The 20,711-nt window shown below is 53.8% G+C and carries 16 protein-coding genes and 1 pseudogene; 5 read left to right on the top strand and 12 right to left on the bottom strand.

Annotation, left to right across the window (positions count from 1 at the left end; genetic code table 11):
• Positions 1-172: 172 nt before the first annotated feature.
• A pseudogene (locus FE839_RS25105) lies at positions 173-238 on the bottom strand (hypothetical protein); the annotation flags it as partial.
• A gap of 39 nt (positions 239-277) precedes the next feature.
• On the opposite strand from FE839_RS25105, the gene mfd reads away from it, so the two are divergent.
• Positions 278-3,724: a transcription-repair coupling factor gene (gene mfd / locus FE839_RS12835; protein ID WP_138361195.1), complete on the top strand. Its 3,447-nt coding sequence runs from the start codon at positions 278-280 to the stop codon at positions 3,722-3,724.
• 164 nt (positions 3,725-3,888) lie between these two features.
• A complete protein-coding gene (ldtC, locus tag FE839_RS12830; RefSeq protein ID WP_138361194.1) occupies positions 3,889-4,833 on the top strand; it encodes a L,D-transpeptidase LdtC in 945 nt (314 codons plus the stop codon).
• A 232-nt stretch (positions 4,834-5,065) separates the two neighbouring features.
• On the opposite strand, the gene bhsA is transcribed toward ldtC, so the two are convergent.
• Positions 5,066-5,323, bottom strand: coding sequence for a multiple stress resistance protein BhsA (gene bhsA / locus FE839_RS12825; RefSeq protein ID WP_138361193.1), 258 nt, complete (start codon positions 5,321-5,323; stop codon positions 5,066-5,068).
• Between the two features lie 248 nt (positions 5,324-5,571).
• On the opposite strand from bhsA, the gene FE839_RS12820 reads away from it, so the two are divergent.
• Positions 5,572-6,216 carry a TetR/AcrR family transcriptional regulator gene (locus tag FE839_RS12820; protein WP_138361192.1) on the top strand — a complete coding sequence of 215 codons (645 nt, stop codon included), beginning with the start codon at positions 5,572-5,574 and terminating at the stop codon, positions 6,214-6,216.
• 395 nt (positions 6,217-6,611) lie between these two features.
• Positions 6,612-8,789: a TonB-dependent siderophore receptor gene (locus FE839_RS12815; RefSeq protein WP_138361191.1), complete on the top strand. Its 2,178-nt coding sequence runs from the start codon at positions 6,612-6,614 to the stop codon at positions 8,787-8,789.
• A 167-nt stretch (positions 8,790-8,956) separates the two neighbouring features.
• Here the strand turns inward: FE839_RS12815 and FE839_RS12810 are convergent, their stop codons facing one another.
• The 8 genes from FE839_RS12810 to hinT all read right to left on the bottom strand — a co-directional run bounded on the left by FE839_RS12810 (position 8,957) and on the right by hinT (position 15,406).
• Positions 8,957-9,496 carry a glycine zipper 2TM domain-containing protein gene (locus FE839_RS12810; RefSeq protein ID WP_138361190.1) on the bottom strand — a complete coding sequence of 180 codons (540 nt, stop codon included), beginning with the start codon at positions 9,494-9,496 and terminating at the stop codon, positions 8,957-8,959.
• A 380-nt stretch (positions 9,497-9,876) separates the two neighbouring features.
• Positions 9,877-11,181, bottom strand: a complete 1,305-nt coding sequence (locus FE839_RS12805; protein WP_138361189.1) for an NAD(P)/FAD-dependent oxidoreductase — start codon at positions 11,179-11,181, stop codon at positions 9,877-9,879.
• A gap of 419 nt (positions 11,182-11,600) precedes the next feature.
• Positions 11,601-12,143: an alpha/beta hydrolase YcfP gene (gene ycfP / locus FE839_RS12800; protein WP_138361188.1), complete on the bottom strand. Its 543-nt coding sequence runs from the start codon at positions 12,141-12,143 to the stop codon at positions 11,601-11,603.
• Between the two features lie 36 nt (positions 12,144-12,179).
• Positions 12,180-13,190: a beta-N-acetylhexosaminidase gene (gene nagZ, locus FE839_RS12795; RefSeq protein ID WP_171034876.1), complete on the bottom strand. Its 1,011-nt coding sequence runs from the start codon at positions 13,188-13,190 to the stop codon at positions 12,180-12,182.
• 32 nt (positions 13,191-13,222) lie between these two features.
• Positions 13,223-14,041, bottom strand: a complete 819-nt coding sequence (thiK, locus tag FE839_RS12790) for a thiamine kinase (RefSeq protein ID WP_138361186.1) — start codon at positions 14,039-14,041, stop codon at positions 13,223-13,225.
• The gene (lpoB, locus tag FE839_RS12785; RefSeq protein WP_171034880.1) at positions 14,022-14,648 is read right to left on the bottom strand and encodes a penicillin-binding protein activator LpoB; all 627 of its coding nucleotides are present in this window, start codon (positions 14,646-14,648) and stop codon (positions 14,022-14,024) included. Before lpoB ends, thiK begins: the two co-directional genes overlap by 20 nt.
• 21 nt (positions 14,649-14,669) lie before the next feature.
• Entirely contained in the window at positions 14,670-15,044 is a 375-nt protein-coding gene (locus FE839_RS12780; protein WP_138361184.1) for a YcfL family putative periplasmic lipoprotein, read from the bottom strand.
• 5 nt (positions 15,045-15,049) lie between these two features.
• Positions 15,050-15,406, bottom strand: coding sequence for a purine nucleoside phosphoramidase (gene hinT, locus FE839_RS12775; protein WP_138361183.1), 357 nt, complete (start codon positions 15,404-15,406; stop codon positions 15,050-15,052).
• Between the two features lie 348 nt (positions 15,407-15,754).
• Here hinT and fhuE point away from each other — a divergent pair, with 348 nt between their 5' ends.
• Positions 15,755-17,935: a ferric-rhodotorulic acid/ferric-coprogen receptor FhuE gene (gene fhuE, locus FE839_RS12770; protein ID WP_138361182.1), complete on the top strand. Its 2,181-nt coding sequence runs from the start codon at positions 15,755-15,757 to the stop codon at positions 17,933-17,935.
• Positions 17,936-18,180: 245 nt separating this feature from the next.
• Here fhuE and ptsG read toward each other — a convergent pair whose 3' ends face one another.
• Entirely contained in the window at positions 18,181-19,614 is a 1,434-nt protein-coding gene (ptsG, locus tag FE839_RS12765; protein ID WP_138361181.1) for a PTS glucose transporter subunit IIBC, read from the bottom strand.
• A 297-nt stretch (positions 19,615-19,911) separates the two neighbouring features.
• On the bottom strand, positions 19,912-20,706 hold the full coding sequence (locus FE839_RS12760) for a metal-dependent hydrolase (RefSeq protein ID WP_138361180.1): 795 nt from the start codon (positions 20,704-20,706) through the stop codon (positions 19,912-19,914).
• Positions 20,707-20,711: the final 5 nt, after the last annotated feature.

Genomic DNA, 20,711 nt, shown 5'->3' with positions numbered 1-20,711 from the left:
GCCCGAGTATATAAGCGATTATGGACAGCGTAAATGTCTGATACCTGACGGTTTTATTAGCAATTGGTCTATAAACATAATAAAAACATAAGGATAGTAAGGTCAGTGCTGATTTATCTTTACGCTTATCAGAGTCCGTTACATTTTTGCCCGCAACATAACACTGGCGATACGGGTTGGCGAATCCGGATCGATCGCGGATAATCACCCTATTGAATATCAGCGAGTTGCCCTCCATATCGGCAAAGCGAATCCCCAAGAGACTATGATACCGTCTATGCCTGAACAATATCGATACTCCTTGCCGGTTAACGCTGGCGATCAGCGCCAGCTCGGCGAACTTACCGGCGCGGCCTGCGCCACTCTGGTGGCGGAAATGGCCGAACGCCATCGTGGTCCGGTGGTTCTGATTGCCCCCGATATGCAAAATGCCCTGCGTCTGAATGATGAAATCAGCCAGTTTACCGACAGCATGGTGGCGGGCCTGGCGGACTGGGAAACGCTCCCCTACGACAGTTTCTCCCCGCATCAGGACATCATCTCTTCTCGCCTCGCGACCCTGTACCAGCTACCGACGATGGAACGCGGCGTATTAATTGTCCCGGTCAGCACGCTGATGCAGCGCGTCTGTCCGCATAATTTTCTTCACGGCCACGCGCTGGTGATGAAAAAAGGTCAGCGTCTGTCGCGCGATGCGCTGCGCGCCCAACTGGATAGCGCCGGCTATCGTCATGTCGACCAGGTCATGGAGCACGGCGAATATGCTACGCGCGGCGCATTGCTCGACCTGTTCCCTATGGGCAGCGAACAGCCTTACCGCCTCGATTTTTTCGATGACGAAATCGACAGCTTGCGTCTGTTTGACGTTGATAGCCAGCGCACGCTGGAGGAAGTCGCCAGCATCAACCTGCTTCCGGCGCACGAGTTCCCGACCGACCAGGCGGCCATAGAGATCTTCCGCAGCCAGTGGCGCGACCGTTTTGAGGTGAAACGCGACGCCGAACATATTTATCAGCAGGTCAGTAAAGGCACGCTGCCTGCGGGGATCGAATACTGGCAGCCGCTGTTCTTTAACGAGCCGCTGCCGCCGCTATTCAGTTATTTCCCGCCGAAGACGTTAATCGTTAACACCGGCGATCTGGAGGCCAGCGCCGAACGCTTCCACAATGAGACCCGCGCGCGTTTTGAAAATCGCGGCGTCGACCCGATGCGTCCGCTTCTGCCGCCGGAACAGCTATGGCTGCGCTGTGATGAACTGTTTAGCGAGCTGAAAAAATGGCCGCGCGTACAGCTCAAAACGGAACGTCTGGCGGATAAAGCCGCCAATACCAATCTTGGTTATCAAACCTTACCCGAACTGGCGATTCAGGCGCAGAACAAAGCGCCGATGGATAACCTGCGTCGGTTCCTTGAGTCCTTCAGCGGGCCGGTTATTTTTTCCGTAGAGAGCGAGGGGCGTCGCGAAGCGCTGAGTGAAATGCTGGCGCGAATTAAAGTGGCGCCAAAACATATTTTGCGCCTTGAAGAGGCGACTGGTGACGGACGCTATCTGATGATTGGCGCGGCTGAGCATGGCTTTATCGACAGCCAGCGTAATCTGGCGTTGATTTGCGAAAGCGACATGCTGGGTGAGCGCGTCGCCCGCCGCCGTCAGGATTCGCGACGCACGATTAACCCGGACACCTTAATCCGTAATCTGGCGGAACTGCATATCGGCCAGCCGGTGGTACATCTTGAGCATGGTGTCGGGCGCTACGCGGGCATGACCACGCTTGAAGCAGGCGGCATCAACGGCGAATACCTGATGCTGACCTACGCCAACGATGCCAAACTGTACGTACCGGTTTCATCTTTGCATTTGATCAGCCGTTACGCCGGTGGCGCGGAAGAGAATGCGCCGCTGCATAAGCTGGGCGGCGATGCGTGGGCGCGGGCGCGCCAAAAAGCGGCCGAGAAAGTGCGCGATGTCGCCGCTGAGCTGCTGGATATCTACGCCCAGCGCGCGGCGAAAGAAGGCTACGCATTTAAACATGATAAAGAGCAGTATCAGCTATTCTGCGACAGCTTCCCATTCGAAACCACGCCCGATCAGGCGCAGGCCATTAACGCCGTCTTGAGCGATATGTGTCAACCACTGGCGATGGATCGCCTGGTCTGCGGCGATGTCGGCTTCGGCAAAACCGAAGTGGCTATGCGTGCCGCCTTTCTGGCGGTCGAAAACCATAAGCAGGTGGCAGTGCTGGTGCCCACCACCCTGCTCGCCCAGCAGCACTTCGATAACTTCCGCGATCGCTTCGCTAACTGGCCGATACGCATTGAGATGCTTTCACGCTTTCGTAGCGCCAAAGAGCAGGCGCAGATCCTCGAACAGGTGGCGGAAGGGAAAATCGATATTCTTATCGGCACCCATAAGCTGCTGCAGCCGGACGTAAAGCTGCGCGATCTCGGTCTGTTGATTGTTGATGAAGAGCACCGCTTTGGCGTACGTCACAAAGAGCGTATCAAAGCGATGCGCGCCAACGTCGATATCCTGACCCTGACCGCCACGCCAATCCCGCGAACCCTGAATATGGCGATGAGCGGCATGCGCGACCTGTCGATTATCGCCACGCCGCCCGCCCGTCGTCTGGCAGTCAAAACCTTCGTTCGCGAATATGACGCGCTGGTGGTTCGCGAGGCGATCCTGCGTGAGGTGCTGCGCGGCGGCCAGGTCTACTATCTCTACAATGATGTGGAAAATATCCAAAAAGCGGCGGACAGGCTGGCTGAACTGGTGCCGGAAGCGCGTATCGCCATCGGCCACGGACAGATGCGCGAGCGCGAGCTGGAACGGGTGATGAACGATTTCCATCATCAGCGCTTTAACGTGCTGGTGTGTACCACCATTATTGAAACCGGGATCGATATTCCAACCGCCAACACCATTATTATCGAGCGCGCCGATCACTTCGGTCTGGCGCAGTTGCACCAGTTGCGCGGTCGCGTTGGGCGCTCGCACCATCAGGCCTACGCCTGGCTACTGACGCCGCATCCAAAAGCCATGAGCACCGATGCGCAAAAACGCCTTGAGGCTATCGCTTCGCTGGAAGATCTTGGCGCCGGATTCGCGCTGGCAACCCACGATCTTGAAATTCGCGGCGCTGGTGAACTGCTGGGTGAGGATCAGAGCGGTTCCATGGAAACCATTGGCTTCTCGCTGTATATGGAGCTGCTGGAAAACGCCGTTGATGCGCTGAAAGCCGGACGCGAGCCATCGCTGGAAGATCTCACCAGCCAGCAGACCGAAGTGGAACTGCGCATGCCGTCGCTGCTGCCGGACGACTTTATCCCGGACGTGAATACCCGCCTGTCGTTCTATAAGCGCATTGCCAGCGCGAAGAACGAAAATGAGCTGGAAGAGATCAAGGTCGAGCTTATCGATCGCTTTGGCATGTTGCCGGACCCGGCAAGAAACCTGCTTGATATTGCCCGGTTACGTCAGCAGGCGCAGAAACTGGGGATCCGTAAGCTGGAGAGTAACGAAAAAGGCGGCATCATTGAGTTCAACGAGAAGAATAACGTTAATCCACTATGGTTAATTGGCCTGCTGCAGAAACAGCCTCAGCACTACCGGCTGGATGGCCCCACGAGGCTGAAGTTTATGCAGGATCTTACTGAACGTAAAATGCGAATGGACTGGGTGCGCCAGTTTATGCGCCAGCTGGAAGAGAACGCCGCCGCATAGGGGTATCCGGGATGCGGTATTCCGTATCCCGGTCCGTTCCCCGTCACTAGCGGAAAAATTTACAAACATTTTGCACTCTTCCGGCACTTCCTGATACTCGCTACGCCATAATGCAGTGACTTTGCGTATAAAAATAAATGGTTAGTGATTATGGAGTTAGGGTGATGAAACGCTGTTCACTCATTTCCGTCTGGCTAAGGATGATAGCCATTACCGCCACGCTGGCGCTACCCGCGCACGCCAGTACCTGGCCACTTCCCCCGCCTGATAGCCGTCTGGTCGGACAAAACCAGTTTCACGTCGTTGAGAATAACGGCGGCTCTCTCGAAGCCATCGCCAAAAAATACAACGTGGGTTTTCTGGCTCTGCTACAGGCCAATCCCGGCGTTGATGCTTACGTTCCGCGCGCCGGTAGCGTGCTGACCATTCCGCAACAGACCCTGCTGCCCGATACCCCGCGCGAAGGATTGGTCATTAATCTGGCTGAACTTCGTCTCTACTACTATCCGCCGGACAGAAATGAGGTCACCGTTTACCCGATTGGCATTGGTCAGTTGGGCAGCGATACCGTCACTCCGACGATGGTTACCACCGTCTCGGATAAACGCGCTAACCCCACCTGGACGCCAACGGCCAATATCCGCGCCCGTTATAAAGCAATGGGCATTGAACTACCTGCCGTGGTACCCGCCGGACCCGATAACCCGATGGGTCATCACGCTATTCGTCTGGCGGCATACGGCGGCGTGTATCTGCTGCATGGCACCAACGCGGATTTCGGTATTGGTATGCGCGTTAGTTCCGGCTGTATCCGCCTGCGCGATGACGACATTAAAACGCTGTACAACGAAATAACGCCGGGAACAAAAGTCACGATTATTAATACGCCAGTGAAGGCTTCCGTTGAGCCCAACGGTACCCGGCTGGTGGAAATTCATCAGCCGCTGTCGAAGCATATTGATGACGATCCGCGAACGCTGCCGATGACGCTTGACGACAGCATGCAGGCTTTTAAACAGTCGCCGTTAACCGATGAAGAGGTGATGGTGCGCGCCATGGCGCTGGTTGACGTCACCCGCGACGATTACGTTACCCAACAGTCGCTATAGGTCACGATTCCACAGACTTTCATCGTCTGTCTGCCACCTTGCCGGATGAAGCCCGCCGCCTGTTCAGCGCCATAAAAACAGGCGGCCTTCATCGGCCTTCGGGCCCATGCGCGGAAACACGATATCGCTTTCCCCGAACCCCCGATTAAGTATTCGCTTCTGGCTGACCATCAAATCGGGTTATGCGCGGCCAATAGCGTTTAACCGAAGGGGTGTACGCCATGCCTCAAATTTATTTGTAGATCACTGCTGTCCCGTGCAGGTTATTCGGACCGGAGACGGAAGTAATACGGTAAGCGCTTGCGCCCATCTTATCCGCTTTTTGCGCCAGTTGTTGTTCCAGCGAACCCAGGTTAGTCCCGGCTGAGGCGGAAACGGTGCCGATTTTGTGCTGCCCTGCCGGCGTTGACTGAACTTCAACCGCCGCAAAGCTGGCGAAAGAGAGTGAGCTAAGGACAGCGGCGATGGCAACTACAGTGCTATTTTTCATGATGATATACCTGTGCAGATGAATGATTTTGTTGGAACCAACACATTAAATTAACGATCGATAAATAAATGATAATGTGAAGCAAATCACGCGTCAAACCATTTTCATAATGAACGTTACAATATTAACAAACAGTTTGAAATTCATACGGATATGAATTATTTATTTTTAATCTGACAGTGCTGGTAGCCGGTAAGGTTTGTTTTTATAATACCCTTTCAACATACCAACACAGGTACAACGGCACCATGACAACTGATGTTCAAAGTTGCACAAAAAAAAGCCGTGGCCGACCTAAAGTGTTCGACAGGGAAGCGGCGCTGGATAAGGCCATGACACTCTTCTGGAAGCACGGCTATGAAGCTACTTCTCTCGCCGATTTGGTTGAGGCGACGGGCGCTAAAGCCCCAACGCTATACGCCGAATTTGTAAATAAAGAGGGATTGTTTCGCGCAGTGCTGGATCGCTATATCTCTCGTTTTGCCGCCAGACATGAAGCATTACTGCTTGATGAAGACAAATCCGTCGATCAGGCATTGCGCGATTATTTCACCGCCGTCGCCACCTGTTTCACCAGCAAAGAAACACCAGCCGGCTGCTTTATGATCAACACTTCCGCGGCGCTGGCGGCCTCATCTACCGATATTGCCAATACCGTAAAATCACGGCACGCAATGCAGGAACAGACACTCACCCAGTTTCTTCTGAAGCGACAGCGCCGTGGTGAATTACCGCCAGACGGCGATGTAAATCAGCTGGCGCAGTTCCTCAATTGCATATTACAAGGGATGTCGATCAGTGCCCGGGAAGGCGCTGATTTCACTAAAATCATGCAAATCGCCGAAACGACGCTGCGCCTGTGGCCGCTGGTTCTCCACCACCAGGCTGTCTGACAAAAGCGCGGATTCTGGAATTTTCCGGCCGCGCTTCGCCTGTGCGGGACTGGCTCACTGCATGACATGCTGATATTCGTGATTTTCCTTGCCGGGTAAGGCGTCATCCGCCCCCCGGCAGAAAGGCGAGCGCAGTTGCTGATACAGGCTTATCATCACTGTCACCGATTTTTCTTTCCGGCTTTTCCATTTAATTTCCCCTCCCGCCTTAACCACACATTTAATAGTACTTTCAATAGCTTATTTGATTAATTTTCGAGAATGATATTGATAACAATAATCAATACGGGCAAACTTCAGCCTTGAATATTTCTCTTTATTTCAGTTTGTAACAAACGGTGCACCTGTGCCGGAAATTAAAACAACAATATCGTAAATTCAGAAAAGGAATGAGCATGAAAAAACGTCTCTGGGTGCTTAACCCACTGCTGCTGGCAAGCGCCCTCCCCGCCTGGTCCGCTGATGACAATATGATCGTCAGCGCCAACCGAACGCACCGTACCGTCGCTGAAATGGCCCAGACCACCTGGGTTATTGAAGGACAGGAAATTGAACAACAGGTTCAGGGCGGTAAAGAATTCAAAGATGTACTGGCACAGTTGATCCCCGGTATCGACGTCAGCAGCCAGGGACGGACCAACTACGGTATGAATATGCGTGGTCGAGCCATTGTGGTGTTGATTGACGGCGTTCGCCTGAACTCCTCCCGTACCGACAGCCGTCAGCTCGACGCCATTGATCCTTTTAACATTGAGCACATTGAGGTGATCTCCGGAGCAACATCGCTGTACGGTGGCGGCAGTACCGGCGGTCTTATCAATATTGTCACCAAAAAGGGCCAGCAGGAGCGCCAGGTCGACCTGGAACTGGGAGGAAAAACCGGCTTTGCCAATCGTAACGATCATGACGAGCGCGTCGCAGCAGCGGTGAGCGGCGGTACCGACCACGCTTCCGGTCGGCTGTCCGTGGCATATCAGCGTTTTGGCGGCTGGTATGATGGTAACAACGACGCGCTACTCCTCGATAATACTCAGACCGGGCTTCAGCATTCCGATCGCCTGGATGTGATGGCAACGGGAACCGTTGAAATTGACAATAACCGTCAACTGCAGCTAATAACCCAATACTATAAAAGCCAGGGTGACGATTACGGCCTGTACCTGGGTGAAAATATGTCGGCGGTGACCGGCAAGGGTAAAGCCTTTACCACTAACGGCCTGAATTCCGACCGCGTTCCCGGCACTGAACGCCACCTGATGAGTCTCCAGTACTCGGATGCCGATTTCTTCGGCCAGAACCTGATAAGCCAGGTCTATTATCGCGACGAGTCCCTGACCTTTTACCCTTTCCCTACACTCAGCAATGGTCAGGTCAGCAGTTTCTCTTCTTCAAAGCAGGATACCGATCAATACGGCGCGAAAATAACCCTGAATAGCCAGCCGCTGAATGGCTGGGACCTGACATGGGGAGTGGATGCCGACCACGAAACCTTCAATGCCAACCAGATGTTCTTTGATTTGGACCAGGCGATGTCTTCCGGCGGGCTCAGCAATCAGGCTATCTATACCACCGGTCGCTACCCTGGCTACAGTATTACCAACCTGGCGCCGTTCCTGCAGTCCAGCTATGACCTGAACGATATCTTTACCCTCAGCGGCGGCGTGCGCTATCAGTGGACGGAAAACCGGGTCGACGATTTCGTAGGTTACGCCCAGCAACAGGCTGTCGCCAGCGGCGCGGCCAATTCAGCGGATGCGATTCCCGGCGGAAAAACCGATTACGATAACGTTTTATTTAACGCCGGGATTGTCGCCCATCTTACCGCGCGTCAGCAGACCTGGTTTAACTTCTCTCAAGGCGTTGAACTACCGGATCCGGGTAAATACTACGGCATCGGAAAATATGGCGCAGCGGTCAATGGTCACCTTCCACTGCTCTCAAGTGTGAACATCGGCGACTCGCCGCTGCAGGGAATTAAAGTCAACTCTTACGAACTTGGCTGGCGTTACACGGGTGATAATCTGCGGACCCAACTGGCGGCTTACTACTCAACTTCCGACAAAACCATCGCCGTCAACCGTACCGATATGACGATTAACGTACAGTCGGACAAACGTCGCATTTATGGCGTAGAAGGTGCGGTGGATTACGTCTTCCCGAACAGCGACTGGCTTGCAGGGGCAAACTTTAATGTTCTGAAATCCCAGGTGAAGAGCCACGGTCGCTGGCAGAAGTGGGATGTTACGCTCGCCTCCCCATCAAAAGCCACCGTATGGGTAGGCTGGACGCCGGATCCGTGGTCGCTGCGGGTACAGAGCCAGCAGGTGTTTGATTTAAGCGACGCCAGCGGTAATAAACTCGACGGTTATAATACCGTGGACTTTATCGGTAGCTACGCACTTCCTCTCGGTAAGCTCACCTTCAGCATTGAGAACCTGCTCAATGAAGACTATGTCACTCTCTGGGGGCAACGCGCACAGTTGCTTTACAGCCCGACCTACGGCAGCAGCGCGCTATACGAGTACAAAGGACGCGGCCGCACCTTTGGCCTGAATTATTCTCTGAGTTTCTGATAAAGCGCCCCTCAGCCTGTGCGCCTGAGGGGCTACTATCATTACTTATGCGTTATTTGGGCCATTTCTCTCTTACAGGGGCCGGCAAGCCGGGTTCAACGCTGTGTCACCCGGCTCACTGAATTAAGTAAGCCCACATTATCCGGGTACTGAGATAAATGCCCCTTTTACGCTTTATTCGTCAGAATCAGTTGACCATTGCTGTCCAGCGGAATTTGCTTACCGGGATCGCGTTCCATACGAATTTTGCCTTTCTGGTCGCCAATTTTATAAGTGACGTCATAACCCAGCACTTTTTCCGATTTGTCGTACACGGTTTTGCAGCGCTGCTGCGTGGTGGTGTAGGTATCCCCCTCCTGCATTGATCCCTGGATCTGGTTACCGGCATAGCCACCGCCCAGCGCCCCCACCACGGTGGCGACATCACGCCCGCGTCCGCCGCCAAACTGATGACCAATAACCCCACCGGCGACGGCGCCTAAAACGGAACCGGCGATACGGTTTTCATCCTGCACCGGACGACGATGGGTGACGGTGACGTTCCGGCACTCCTGGCGTGGCGTTTTGATACGCTCTTTTATTGGCGTACTGGACACCACCTGCGCATACTGCGGGCCGCGATCGAACACGTTAAGACCGGCAACAGCTGCGACGCCCAGCGCGGCGGCCACGCCAATCCCTATACCCGCCAACATTGATTTATTCACGGGAGATCCTCCTTTATTGCTATTGTCCGTCATTCTGTAATTCAGACGTCAGGCTCGAAAATAAGAAAGAGGATGAAAAGTGCGTGCGGATCCGTAAAAGCGGTGCAATTAAGATGAATCCGAGAAAATAACCGGCCTCTGGCAGGTAATGCCGGTCAGTTAAGCGAGCCATCGGCGTTTTATGCTGTTTTATTTGCGGCTCTGATGCTGTACGAGGGCTGATGAATATCGCCTGTTTTTTCATGGCATGCAGCAGCCGGGTAGCCGCAGATTGATTACGGGCTCACCGCATGGGAGTTGTTCGCGCCAAGGAAACCCGGCGAGAACGCAGGCGCGCATCCAGGACTGGCCGCCAGGACAGCGGCCAGAGACAGGGAACTTTAATGCAGCTTCAGACGCGGACGAATAATACGGTTGATACGTCCAACCAGCATCATCAGACCGGTTTTAAAGTAACCATGCAGGGCAATCTGATGCATACGGTATAAAGAGATATAGACGAAACGCGCAATACGCCCTTCAATCATCATAGAGCCGCGCATCAGGTTACCCATCAGGCTCCCGACGGTTGAATAATTAGAGAGCGACACCAGCGAACCGTGATCTTTATAGGTATATGATTTCAGCGGTTTGCCTTTCATTTGCGCCAGAATATTGTGCAGAGCACAGGTCGCCATCTGGTGCGCCGCCTGCGCGCGCGGCGGCACAAAACCCCCTTCCGGACGAGCACAGGATGCGCAGTCGCCAATCGCATAGATATCCGGGTCGCGCGTCGTTTGCAGCGTCGCTTCCACCACCAGTTGGTTGATGCGGTTAGTTTCCAGCCCCCCGATCTCTTTCATAAAGTCCGGCGCTTTAATCCCGGCAGCCCAGACCATCAGATCAGCATCAATAAACTCGCCGTCTTTCGTGTGCAGACCGTTGGCATCAGCGCTGGTGACCATGGTTTTGGTCAATACGCGAACGCCAAGTTTGGTCAGCTCGCTGTGCGCGGCGCCTGAAATACGTTCCGGCAGAGCCGGCAGGATACGCTCCCCGGCTTCAACCAGGGTCACGTTCAGGGCTTCATTGGTCAGCCCTTTATAACCGTAGCTGTGCAGCTGTTTCACCGCATTGTGCAGTTCGGCCGACAGCTCAACGCCGGTCGCGCCGCCGCCGACGATCGCGATATTCACCTTGCCGTTCGCGCCGAGATTCGCCGAGTACTTGAGGAACAGATCCAACATTTCCTGATGGAAACGGCGCGCCTGATGCGGGTTATCGAGGAAAATGCAATTCTCTTTCACCCCCGGGGTATTGAAATCGTTTGAGGTGCTTCCCAGCGCCATCACCAGCGTATCGTATGACAGCTTACGTTCAGCCACCAGCAGCTCGCCCTTATCGTTACGTAGCTCGCTCAGGGTGATGGTTTTCGCTTCGCGGTTAATATCAACCACCGACCCGAGCTGGAACTGAAAACCGTGATTGCGGGCGTGGGCCAGATAGCTCAGCGCATCGACGCCTTCGTCAAGTGAACCGGTCGCGACTTCATGCAGTAGCGGTTTCCACAGGTGGCTGTGGTTGCGATCGACCAGCGTAATTTTCGCTTTTTTACCGCGGCCCAGCTTTTTACCCAACTGAGTGGCCAGCTCCAGCCCTCCGGCACCGCCACCCACAATCACTATTTTTTTCAATGGTGTAGTCACGCAACCCCCTAAAATTATTAACCAATTGTTAATTAAAAGTTATTAAAATAGCCTTTATTTAACAACAGGTTACGGAAGTGAAACCATTCAGCGAGATCGAGAATAACATGAACGGTGCATTGGTCATACCAAAATTGATATGCATCAAGTTTTACTGCATATTTTTTGTGCACACAATCACATATACACCAAATAATCCGCCTTACGGGGCAAAAACGAGGCTGATGACAGGCTCGTGCCCGCTGACATAACGTGCGCACATTTCTGCAGGATGACGGTCAACAACATCCACCATTTCTGGTGGCGGAAGAATGCGCTTCGTCAGCAATGTGAAAACGTGTAGCCAACGCGTCGACAACCAGAAAAAGACGGGAGAGGTGAAAACACCCGCAGCATCTTAACGCTGCGGGCCGGGGAGATCAGCCGAGGGTTTTAAAGGCCTTTATACGCTGAAGATGCGGAGAGATATTTTTAAATTTGTGGGTCTGCTCTTCATCCCAGATTATCTCGTAGTAACGGCTCAGCAAGTCCGCCGAACGCTGGCTATTCAGCGCTTCGTCCTGCCGTGACAGCACAACCAGACAACGATCGCGGTTTTTTTCGCGGAAATTGTCCACGCACTTGGTAGCGATATCCGCATACTCTTCCGGCCGATCAATCTTCCCTTCCATGTTTTCATGGGGAAACAGATTCGGGTTCAGAATAGTTTGACGAATATCGCAAAGGAAGCCAATCCGCTCCGCCCAGAAACCACCGAGGCCCACGCCGCAAATCAACGGGCAAGCGTCGGCGCTGAGCTGCAGCATCTTATCGACCTCTTTTAACAAGTGCTGCATATCATGTTTGGGATGCCGCGTGCTGTAGCTAATCAACCGGACATCGGGGTCGATAAACTGTAGCTGAAGCACCTTCTCATGGTTACCGGGGCTGTTTGAGTCAAAACCATGTAAATAAATAATCATCGCATCCTCACCAGACAACAACGCCGTTCAGGTTAATTATGCTGATTTCGCCTCCAGCCAGCGCGCCTGAAGCTGATCCAGTTGCGCGCTTATCGTCTTCCAGCGGGCGGAATCCCTTAACGCCTGACGACTAAATGAACCTTTATGATACAATTTTGTAACACGCTCTGCTTTGATCGGCGACAGGTTATCCAGCACGCTGACCGCACCTTTACGATTATTGCAAACGAGGATCATATCGCAACCCGCATCCAGCGATGCCTGTCCTCGTTCAGCGTAACTGCCCATAATCGCCGCTCCTTCCATCGACAGATCGTCAGAGAAAATCACCCCGTCAAAACCCAGCTCACCGCGCAGAACCGTTTTTAGCCAGTGAGCGGAGCCGCTCGCCGGTCGTGGGTCAACATCGCTGTAGATAACGTGGGCAGGCATGATGGCGTCAAGCCGCTGCTCGCTAATAAGCGTGCGAAACACGGCCATATCTCTGGCGCGAATTTCCGCTTCCGTGCGCGGGTCTCGCGGCGTCTCTTTATGGGAATCGGCCGTCACCGCGCCGTGCCCCGGAAAGTGCTTACCCGTCGTTTTCATGCCCGCGCCGTGCATCCCGTCGATGAAATGGCGGGCTATCGCCAGCGCTTTTTCGGGCTCTTCATGATATGCGCGCTCGCCGATCGCGGCGCTGATATGACCAACATCCAGCACCGGCGCAAAGCTAATATCAATGTCCATGGCGATCATTTCACTGGCCATCAGCCAGCCTGCCTCTTCAGCCAGTCTGCCGCCCTCTTCCATGCCCAGCAACGCCGCGAAGGATTGCGCCGCGGGAAGACGGGTAAAACCTTCGCGAAAACGCTGCACGCGACCGCCCTCCTGATCGACGGCCACCACCAGATGGTTTCGCGATGCCTCACGGATCTGGCGAACCAGTTCACGTAGCTGCGCCGGATCGTGGTAGTTGCGGGTAAACAGTATTAACCCGCCAACCAACGGATGGGCCAGAATCTCTCGCTCTTCCGCATCCAGTTCAAAACCTTCGACATCCAACATTACCGGCCCCACATAAACCTCTCTTTATCCTTTTATTCGTTGTCTGACTGACGCCATATTTCATCCGCCAGCGCGATAAACTGTCGGTCGCCGGTTTGCTGCCAGCGTCGTTCGTACCATCCTGCCATCAGCAACCGCACCCACGGACGCCAGCGCCGTATTTGTCGCCAGAGCTGACGCTCATCAATATGTGCCTGTTTCGCATATTCTGCCGCTAACCGGCGACGAGTAACCGGATCGACCCATACCGCCGCCAGCTCCAGCGCAATATCGCCATCCCCTGCATATTCCCAGTCAATCAAGCGCAGCCCGCCTGCGCCATGCACAATATTGCCGGTATGAACATCCATATGTAAGGGGGCAAGACGCAGAGGACGGGGCTCGCCGTGGCGCAGCAGCCGTTTGTGCCAGCGTAGCCATTGCGGGGTACGCCGGGCGGGATCGCACTGCTGCCAGTACAACTCAAGCAATGGCCTCAACGCGATGCGCCAGCCAAAACGCGGCTGCTGATGCAGATGATACAATAACCCTGCGAGCGCCGGACACGCTGGCAGTACGTTTCCGATTTCACCCGCGCAATATTCCACCACCATCCAGGCGGGAGAATAAAAAAGCGGCACCGGCGAGAGAGAATCAGGCAGGCGGGAAAGCGCATGATACTGGCGACGAAAATGATAAACGGGCGCCTGCAAATCATGCGGCTGACGCAACACCAGCTTTCGTCGACCATCGCTGAGAATACAACTGCCGCCGCTCAGACCCGACGGGGACTGCGCGGCGACGGGTGAATAACGCGGGAAAAAGCGCGATAACACTTCATCGCGCGAGAGTTTATTGTTGCTGAACGGCACCTTTACCTGACCAGATAATTTCGCCGGTCTGCACCAGCATCAGTTGCATTTTCAGCTCAGGTGAATTGACGTTGCCGGTCGCGCTGGAATAAAGCACATACTGCGCGCCAACGGCGCGTGCAATGCCCATCGCTTTACTACGGCTGCCGAGGCTATCCTGCGGCGACAGGCCAAGCTGCTGTTTGGCCACGCTCAACTGCTGCTGGGATACCAGAACAAATTTCCCGTTCCCCGTCAGCGCATTGCGCAGCGCCGTTGTGGCTTCACTGGCATCCAGTGAGCCGTTCGTACGGTTATTGACGCTATCAACCAGCAAAATGCTACCTGCATTCACGCCGCCTGCCTGCAGCATCTGCCCGACCATGGGCTGAACCGCCGCGCTCCAGCCAAAATGACGCACGCGTGGTGCCGGCTGAGTTGGCTGCTCCCCATGTTCAATCGGACCGGGTTGCGTAGGTATCACCGGAATACTCGGCACTACCGGCTGCGGCTGAACGGGCTGCTGCGGTTTCGGCTGCGCTTCCTCAACGGGAGCGGGCTCCTGGCGTTGCCCCGCGCATCCGGCAAGGAATATCGCCAGTGCGGTAACGAATGCATAGCGACATATTTTAGTCATTACGAAGACCTCTTACAGATAAAGATAAAGTCGGGCCTTGTGCGCCCCGAGAATATTGGCGCTGCCATACAGCGTAACGGAAGCGTGCGCAGGGACTGTTATGCTACGCGCAGGCTCCAGCGGGTGCATCTCCAGTCCCCTGGCGTCATACCAGAAAAAGCGATAATGCACGGTGACCGGTACCGGGCGTTCATTAAACACTCTGGTTGTCGCCCTCGCCTGGATCTCGGATGCGCTCACCGTCGGTACTTCAGCGCTAATCCCTGCGGCAAGGACGTTGGACTCCATCACCAGACTTTGCCGATCGCTGACCGGAATTTCCGGATGCGAACGACATCCGGCCAACAGCACTGCCGCCAGGAAGACACAGAAAGGGACCACGCGCACGAGTATTAGCCTTTATGGGCCAGTAGCGGGCCTAGCGGGCGACCACCCAGCAAATGCATATGGATATGATAGACCTCCTGACCGCCGTGGCGATTGCAGTTGACGATCAGACGATAACCATCGTCGGCCAGCCCCTCATCGCGGGCAATTTTCGCTGCTACGGTCATCATACGCCCCAGCGTCAGCTCATGCTCGGCGGTCACATCGTTAACGGTAGGAATCAGAATATTGGGAACGATTAAAATATGGGTCGGCGCCTGCGGAGAGATATCGCGAAAGGCGGTAACTAACTCGTCCTGATAGACCACATCCGACGGGATCTCCCGGCGAATGATTTTGCTGAAAATCGTTTCTTCTGCCATGACTGATTCCTTCTTAATTTTTAACTGTGCTCTGGCCTGCCTCTGCAGATAAACGCGGATGCACAGGATTCGCCTAAGAGTATGAGCGAGTTACTCCCTCTCTTTCAACCTGAATGCGTTTTTTCTTACGCAACAAACCATTTAGCTGTTGGTTGATTCATCACTTCGTACGTTTTCCCCTACGGCAGTCTTCGCGGAAACCATTCACAGCATCTATGTTACTTATGTTTACATATTAAATATTAATGCGTATATTTCTCATTTGCATTCATAAGTAGAAATATTCCCAATCGACCGCGGACACAGATCCATGGCGAATAACAACACTCATATGATCAAGGAATTACAATGTTTCTCTCCACATCTTCTCGTGATGGGCGTATTGCACCATCCCTGCTTGCTATGGCTATTACCCTGGCGCTCTTCCCTCATCTCAGCCACGCCGCCAATAGCGAAGACACCATTATTGTAGACGGTTCCACTAATAATGATTCCGATACACAAGCGCAGGATTACAACGTCAAAACCACCGCTGCCGGGACTAAAATGGAAATGACCCAGCGCGATATTCCGCAATCGGTCAGTATCATCACCGAACAGCGGATGCAGGATCAGCAGTTACAAACGCTCGGCGACGTGATGGATCACACGCTCGGGATCAACGGTAGTCAGGCGGACTCCGATCGTACCACCTATTACTCACGCGGTTTTCAGATCGACAACTATATGGTTGACGGCATCCCGACATGGTTTGAATCCCGCTGGAATCTTGGCGACGCGCTTTCTGATATGGCCCTCTTCGAGCGGGTCGAAATCGTACGTGGCGCCAATGGCTTATTGACCGGCACAGGCAACCCAGCCGCTTCAATCAATATGATTCGCAAACACGCAACCAGCCGTGAGTTCAAAGGTCATGTCTCCGCGGAGTATGGTAGCTGGAACAAGCAGCGCTACGTTGCCGATCTGCAGAGCCCGCTGACTGAAGATGGCAACGTACGCGCCCGTATTATCGCGGGCTACCAGAACAACGATTCATGGCTCGATCGCTATAACAATGAGAAAACCTTCTTCTCCGGTATTATCGATGCTGACCTCGGGACATCAACCCGCTTGTCCGCAGGCTACGAATATCAACGTATCGACGTCAATAGCCCGACATGGGGCGGTCTGCCGCGCTGGAACACGGATGGCAGCAAGAACCACTACGATCGCGCCCACAGTACCTCACCGGACTGGGCCTATAACGATAAAGAGTTCAACAAAGTTTTCGTCACGCTGAAACAGCGCTTTGCCGAAACCTGGCAGGCGACCCTGAATGCAACCCATTCAGAGGTTAAGTTCGACAGTAAAATGATGTATGTAGATGCGTACGTCAACAAAGACACCGGAATGCTGGAGGGCCCCTACAGTAATTACGGCGCAGGCTACGACTACGTCGGCGGAACCGGCTGGAACAGCGGCAAGCGAAAAGTTGATGCTCTGGATCTGTTCGTTGACGGCGGCTACGACCTGTTCGGCCGCCAGCATAATCTGATGATTGGCGGCAGCTACAGTAAACAAAATAACCGCTATTTCAGCGCCTGGGCGAACGTCTTCCCGGATGAGATCGGCAGTTTCTATAACTTCAATAGCAGCAACTTCCCGGAAACCAACTGGGGTCCGCAGAGCCTGGCGCAGGACGATACCACGCGGATGAAGTCGCTGTACGCGGCGACGCGCTTTTCGCTGCTTGACCCGCTGCATCTGATCCTTGGCGTCCGCTTTAACAACTGGAGTATCGAGACGCTGACCTACACTATGGAGAAAAATCATACCACCCCCTATGCCGGTGTGGTCTACGACATCAACGATAACTGGTCGGCTTATACCAGCTATACTTCCGTCTTCCAGCCGCAGAATAAGCGCGATATTTCCGGAAAATATCTGACGCCCATTACCGGGAATAACTATGAAGTCGGTCTGAAGTCAGACTGGATGAATAGCCGCCTGACCACCAGCCTCTCCCTTTTCCGAATCGAACAGGATAATCTCGCCCAGGCGACCGGCGCGCAAATTCCCGGCAGCAACGGCGAAGACGCTTATAAGACCGTCAACGGTACCGTAAGCAAAGGGGTGGAGTTTGAAATCAACGGCGCGCTCACCGATAACTGGCAGATGACCTTCGGGGCCACGCGCTTTGTCGCCAAAGACAATGAAGGCAATACGGTAAACCCGAATCTGCCGCGCACCAGCGTCAAACTCTTCACTCGCTATCGCCTGCCGGCTATGCCCGCATTGACGGTGGGCGGCGGTGTCACCTGGCAGAACCGCGTTTATACAGATAAGGTGACGCCATACGGTACTTTCCGTGTCGAACAAGGCAGCTATGCGCTGGTTGATTTGTTCACCCGTTATCAGGTCAGCAAAAATTTTGCCATACAGGGTAACGTTAATAACCTGTTTGACAAAACCTACGATACCAATATTGATGGTTCGATTGTGTACGGTGAACCCCGCAACTTTAGTATCACTGCCAGCTATCAGTTCTGATCCCTTATTCGCGGCGTAAAGGGAGTAACGGGCTAAAGCAGGTCCGTTACGGGCGTCATCCGGTTTTTATTTTGCTTACCGGCGTAACGCTCTTTTTACGGATGGGACGACGAAAGTAATGTCTACTCTGCTTCCGCCTGCAGAATGTTATTTATTACGGCCTTCTGCAGCCTGGTCGCCACAGATTTATTGCGCGCATTAAAAAAGGCAGCCGTCTGGCTGCCTTAGTCTCCCCACATCACAACTTAGTTGCTGCGGATATAATCATCCATTTCAGTCTTCAGGTTATCGGATTTGGTACCGAAAATCGCCTGAACGCCTGAACCTGCAACCACCACACCAGCGGCGCCCAGTTTTTTCAGGCCCGCCTGATCAACTTTCGCTACATCCGCCACGCTCACACGCAAACGGGTGATACATGCATCCAGGTTGGTAATGTTCTCTTTACCCCCAAAGGCGGCAATCAGCGCCGGAGCCATCTCGCTGGCGACGCCAGCCTTGCTGTCGTCCGTTGCGTCTTCACGACCCGGCGTTTTCAGATCCAGTACTTTGATCAGCACACGGAATATGACGTAGTAAACGATCGCGTAGCAGATACCCACAATCGGGAACAACCACAGCTTGCTGCTGTTGCCGGACAGAACGATGAAATCGATCAACCCATGAGAGAACGACGTGCCATCACGCATCCCTAACAGGATACAGATAGGGAAGGCCAGACCTGCCAGAATTGCGTGAATAACATACAGGATCGGCGCAACGAACATGAAAGAGAATTCGATCGGTTCGGTAATGCCGGTCAGAAACGAGGTCAGCGCCGCGGAGATCATGATACCGCCCACTTTCGCGCGGTTTTCCGGTTTCGCGGAGTGCCAGATAGCAATTGCAGCAGCCGGCAGACCATACATTTTGAACAGGAAGCCGCCGGACAGTTTACCCGCCGTCGGGTCGCCCGCCATATAGCGTGGGATATCGCCGTGGAAGACCTGACCCGCAGCGTTGGTGTATTCGCCAATCTGCATCTGGAAAGGAACGTTCCAGATATGGTGCAGACCAAACGGCACCAGGCAGCGCTCAATAAAGCCATAGATACCGAACGCCACAACCGGGTTCTGGTACGCGGCCCATTGAGAGAACGTCTGGATAGCAGTACCGATCGGCGGCCAGATAAAGGACAGGATCACACCAGTGAAGATCGCGGCCAGACCGGAAATAATCGGCACAAAGCGCTTGCCCGCAAAGAAGCCCAGATATTCAGGCAGTTTGATACGGTAGAAGCGGTTGAACATATACGCTGCGATAGCGCCCGAGATAATACCGCCAAGGACGCCGGTATCCGCCAGGTGTTTAGCCGCGATTTCTTCCGCGGGTAAATGCAGAACCAATGGCGCCACAACCGCCATGGTTTTCACCATGATGCCGTACGCGACAACCGATGCCAGCGCGGATACGCCATCATTATTGGTGAAGCCCAGCGCGACACCGATAGCAAAAATCAGCGGCATATTAGCGAAGACCGAACCGCCCGCTTCCGCCATGACGTGAGAGACGACGACTGGCAGCCAGCTGAAGTTCGCAGAACCGACGCCCAGCAGAATACCTGCAATAGGCAGTACGGATACTGGCAGCATCAGCGATTTACCGACCTTCTGCAGGTTAGCAAATGCATTCTTAAACATAATTGAGAGTGCTCCTGAGTATTTGGTGCTTTTTTTACGCTTTCACGCATTGGCGCGGGGGGAGAACCGCACCGTGGACAGGACATCTAAGCGCCCTTTATTTATTACACAGAGTAAAATAATTCCCCGAATGATTGTTTGACGGCTATCACGTTTCAAACAGACATCAGATAAAAATTTACGTTAGTTTACACATCATGGTCTTGAAGGTTGTCATAACCCCTTCACCGCCGCATTTTTGGCGGTGAACTTTACTCGCTTTAGCTATTAATTACGAGCATTAAAATAATAGGGGTATCAGACAGATTGCAGCCTGGAGGGATGGATATGGAAAAGCGTAATGAAATTTTCCGTGGTCTGTCGAGCCAGATGCTCCAGCGAAACACCTTTCAGAACCGCCATGTACTCGGCGACATCCCGAACCATCGCCGGCTGGTTCTCTTTACCCCGGTGCGGTACCGGGGCCAGGTATGGTGAATCGGTCTCGACCAGCAGGCGGTCGAGAGGCACATAACGCGCAGCATCACGAAGCTGTTCTGCATTACGGAACGTCACAATACCGGAAAACGAGATATAGAATCCCATATCCAGCAGCTTACCCGCCGTCTCCCTGTCCTCAGTGAAACAGTGTAGTACGCCGCCACAATCCATCACGTTTTCCTCGCGCAAAATCGCCAGCGTATCAGCCCGGGCGTCGCGGGTGTGCACGATAACCGGCTTATTCAGCTCCCGACCAATGCGAATATGGTCACGAAACGATGCCTGCTGACGCGTTTTAGTTTCCGGCGTGTAGAAATAGTCCAGGCCGGTTTCTCCCATCGCCACTACCCCTTCCTCTGCCGCAAGTTTGCGGAGCTCGTCAACGTCATACTCTTCATCCTGATTTAACGGATGCACGCCGCACGAGAAAACCACATCGTTACGCTCGCCCACCCGTTTGCGCATATCACGATACCCCGGCAGCGTCGTGGCAACCGCCAGACAAAATTTCACATCACGCGCAGAGGCTTTTGCCAGCACATCGTCTACATCTTTATGCAGCGTTTGATAATTCAGGCCATCAAGATGGCAATGGGAGTCGACTAAAATCATGATGT

The organism is Klebsiella indica (assembly GCF_005860775.1).
Classification (GTDB): Bacteria; Pseudomonadota; Gammaproteobacteria; order Enterobacterales; family Enterobacteriaceae; genus Klebsiella; species Klebsiella indica.
Note: the sequence above shows the minus strand (reverse complement) of the source record. Positions and strands in the feature narration are given on the sequence as shown.